The 3,276-nt window shown below is 68.9% G+C and carries 5 protein-coding genes; 2 read left to right on the top strand and 3 right to left on the bottom strand.

Features of this window, described 5'->3' with window-relative positions:
- Together DBR34_RS10485 and DBR34_RS10480 are read right to left on the bottom strand one after the other, a co-directional pair.
- Nucleotides 1-448, bottom strand: a 448-nt coding sequence (locus DBR34_RS10485) for a lysozyme inhibitor LprI family protein (protein ID WP_128096749.1), incomplete at its 3' end; no start/stop codon positions are given.
- 79 nt (nucleotides 449-527) lie between these two features.
- A complete protein-coding gene (locus DBR34_RS10480) occupies nucleotides 528-1,427 on the bottom strand; it encodes an alpha/beta hydrolase-fold protein (protein ID WP_258223812.1) in 900 nt (299 codons plus the stop codon).
- Between the two features lie 182 nt (nucleotides 1,428-1,609).
- Here DBR34_RS10480 and DBR34_RS21300 point away from each other — a divergent pair, with 182 nt between their 5' ends.
- The gene (locus tag DBR34_RS21300) at nucleotides 1,610-1,765 is read left to right on the top strand and encodes a hypothetical protein (RefSeq protein ID WP_181393968.1); all 156 of its coding nucleotides are present in this window, start codon (nucleotides 1,610-1,612) and stop codon (nucleotides 1,763-1,765) included.
- An 84-nt stretch (nucleotides 1,766-1,849) separates the two neighbouring features.
- On the opposite strand, the gene DBR34_RS10475 is transcribed toward DBR34_RS21300, so the two are convergent.
- Entirely contained in the window at nucleotides 1,850-2,287 is a 438-nt protein-coding gene (locus DBR34_RS10475; RefSeq protein ID WP_128096748.1) for a hypothetical protein, read from the bottom strand.
- A gap of 218 nt (nucleotides 2,288-2,505) precedes the next feature.
- Here DBR34_RS10475 and DBR34_RS10470 point away from each other — a divergent pair.
- Nucleotides 2,506-3,276: hypothetical protein (locus DBR34_RS10470; RefSeq protein ID WP_219928256.1), on the top strand; the 771-nt coding region annotated here is incomplete at its 3' end.

Below are 3,276 nucleotides of genomic sequence, written 5' to 3'. Positions count from 1 at the left end.
GGTAGTGCACCGGCGTGGGCGCAGGCACGCCGCCACTGCCGATGTTCAGTTCGACGATGCGGGTCTGGTAGGACTCGATCAGGCACCGGTGGCGGTCGACCGCCTGCCAGCAGGCATCACGGCCCTTGACCCAGCCGCGTTGCTCGGCGGCGATATCCAGTTCGTCCGGGCTGGTCTGCACGCGCTTGTAGAGCGCGGCCAGCTGGCGGTCGAGCGCGGCCAGACGGGCGTCGCCGCAGACCAGTTTCTCCGACTCGGACTGCGCCTTGGCGCACTCGAACGAGGGCGGCTGCAACGTGGCATCGGTGGCGGCGGCTGGCGCGCTTGGTGTGGGGGCAGGCGTCGTGGTGGCGGGCGGTTGCGCCGGCGCGGCGGTATCGGACGGGGCCGGTTTGGAACAGGCCGCGAGCGCAAGCGCCCCCACACCCAGCAGGACGAATCGGTTCATGGCACCTCCAACAACAGTCAGCAAAAGACGCGCTATTGTGCGCCCGCCGCCGCGTGTTGGGTGTGCACAAACAGATCGCTCAGGGCGTGGCGGCCACCGGGGTGAACAGGCTGCGCAGCGCCAGCAGCGCGGCCGGGTGGTAGAGCGTCTGGTGGCTTTCATCGGGCAGCGCCACGTAGCGGCGCCTGACTCCCGGAGCATGGGCCGTCAGCGCCTCCATGAAGCGGGCGCTGGGCACGGCGATGCCGCGCTCGGCACTGGTGGCCACGAACACGGTCTTGCCCTGTGGCGCGTGGAGGGCCAACAGCGCCTCGGTTTCATCAACCAGCCCGCCCCGGTTCCACCACAGGCTGGGATCCAGCGCGATGTAGGTATCGAACAGCGCGGGCTCGCGAAGCAGCGTCTCCACCACGAACAGGCCGGCCAGCGATTCACCCATGATCGCCGTTTCCGGCGTGGTCGCGTACCGCCGCCGCACCTGCGGCATCAACTCGTCGCGCAGAAAGCGGCGGAACGCGGCCGATCCACCCACCCGCGGCGCGATCCGGCGATCGTCCGGATCGGAGGTGGGGCCGGTCATGTCGCGGCGACGCTCGGTGTTCTCGATGCCGACCAGCAGGAACGGGCGCATGCTGCCGTTGGCTACCAGTACCTGGACCAGGCCTGCCACGTGCAGAAAATCCTCGCCGATGCCACCGTCGGGCATGTACAACACCGGCAGCGGCTGGTCGGCCGGCACGTTCCAGGCCGAGGGCCGGTAGACGTTGATGCGTCGGGTTTCCCCGACTGCCTGCGACACCAGCACGAAGGTCTCGCCGATCACCAACGGCGTTGTGTCGCCTGCGGACACGGGTATTTCGGCACGCGCGTTCGCCGTACCCACCACCGACACCAGCAGCATCGCCACGCCTACCAGCGCGCCGCGTATGCCTGCCCGCCGCCACGTGCGCCCCTGCTGCCTGTCCGGAAGTGCTGCCATGCGTCGTCGTCCGTCATCGAAGGCCCCATCGGCCCGCGCGCATTATGAACACGGCGCCGCGCATGAACGCCAGGCCATGCTCACGGCCGCCCTGACCCCACCCTCATGCCAGTGCGACCGCTGCGTAACGGCAACGGGTCCAGTGTGGATCGCACGACATCACGTCGTCCTGGAGTACCGCAATGTCCACCATGCAGAACAACGAAAACAACGTCCAGAAAAATGCCGCCGCGCAGACCGACCAGCAGAAGGAGCAGGAGCGCAAGGACACGTTGGCCAAGCAGCAGAAGCAGGAACAGGACAACAAGGACGCACCGAAGAACCCGCAGCAGAAGTAACTGCGACGCAGACAGTGGGGCTGCGCGCTACGCGCAGCCTCATGCCGCCGGTGATTCCTCCCGGTCCCTCAGGTCTGAGCAGCACTACACCTCGCGCGCGCGAAGACCGTCCAGCCGACCATGCAGTTGCTGCCAGTCGTGCTGCGCGTAGCGCATCATCTCGTCCAGGATCGGCCGTGCATCCTCCGGCAACGTCGCGTCGTTCAATGCAGCCTGCAGAGCGCGGATCAGCCTGCCCCTGCACGCCTGCCCCTGGCTGGCGTACTGAATGCCGGCATCCCCCAGCACCGTGCCCCACCAGCCGAAGCCTGCGCGCACCCCACCCAGCAGTGTGCCGTGCCGTGCGGGCCGTCCGCCGGCCTGCCGCACGCGTCTGCCAAGGGTGGCGATGATGGCCGCGCTTGAGCCCGCCATGTGCATCATGACGGCACACAGGGCAGCATCGCTTCCCTGCAGCCGGGCCACGGCGTGGGCATGCAGGGCATGGTCGTCGCGCGCCACCGCGACGATGCAGTTGAGCATGCGGACGTGCCGTTGGCGCTCGACAATGTGTGTGGACATCACACGGCTCCGCTGGAGTGCAGCCCCAGCTGTTGGATCGCCTTCAACCTGCGCGCCGGCAGGGGATGGCGGTGTGAGGCTGGTGTTATCCCGACTACCGGTGCCCTTCCGCCGCCGTGCCGGGGTGGCTAGGATCGGGGTTCGCAGGCGCAGGCAGCGCCTTGGCAGGGAGCACGGCGATGTGGGCAGGACACACACTGAAAGCAGGGGCGCTGATGGTCATGGCGCTGTCGATGGCCTTTGCCAGCCACGCCGCCCCGGGCATTGATCGCGAGGCCTGGCGCGGCGATCTGGCGGTACTCAAGCAGACACTGCAGGACGATTATGCGCACCTAGCCTGGGTGGCCTCCACGCAGAGCGGCGTTGACCTGCCCGCGCTCGAACGCGATGCGCAGCAGGCCATCGCCACGGCCGGCAGCGATGCCCAGGCGGAACAGGCGCTACGCACCTTCCTGGCCGGGTTTCACGACGGCCACCTGAAACTGCTCGATCGTCAGGCAGCCGGCGCGTCCGCGCCGACGCCTGCCGCGGTGGATCCGCGCAGGCTGGATGCGTCCACCGGCTGCGCGGCGCTGGGCGTACTGGACGAGGGCCGGCACGACTACAGCGTGCCGCTGCAGGCCCTGCCCGGCTACCACGCCACCGCCGGTGGGGCCGACCCGGCACTGCGCAGCGGGGTGATCGCGCTGGCCGATGGCCACCGCCTGGGCCTGCTGCGCCTGCATGAATTCGATGCGCTGCGTTACCCCGGACTGTGCCACCGCCTGTGGGGCCAACTGCGGCATGCCGATGCGGTGAACGACATGCGGGCCACGTTGAACGACGCCTGGGTGGCCGAGATCGCTGCGACGCTGCGGCGCTTCCAGCAGCAGGGCGTGGATGCGGTGCTGGTGGATGTGGGCACCAACCCCGGCGGCGACGACAGTGGCGACACGCTCGCCCGCCTGTTC

The sequence above is a fragment of the Stenotrophomonas sp. HMWF003 genome, assembly GCF_003061285.1.
GTDB classification, from domain to species: domain Bacteria; phylum Pseudomonadota; class Gammaproteobacteria; order Xanthomonadales; family Xanthomonadaceae; genus Stenotrophomonas; species Stenotrophomonas maltophilia_AP.
This window is presented reverse-complemented; position numbering and strand designations above follow the sequence as displayed.

What these genes read in the sequence shown, in the direction of transcription:
- DBR34_RS10480 (WP_258223812.1), bottom strand. Translation starts at nt 1,427, where the DNA reads ATGGCAGCACTTCCGGACAGGCAGCAGGGGCGCACGTGGCGGCGGGCA.
- DBR34_RS21300 (WP_181393968.1), top strand. Translation starts at nt 1,610, where the DNA reads ATGTCCACCATGCAGAACAACGAAAACAACGTCCAGAAAAATGCCGCC.
- DBR34_RS10475 (WP_128096748.1), bottom strand. Translation starts at nt 2,287, where the DNA reads ATGCTCAACTGCATCGTCGCGGTGGCGCGCGACGACCATGCCCTGCAT.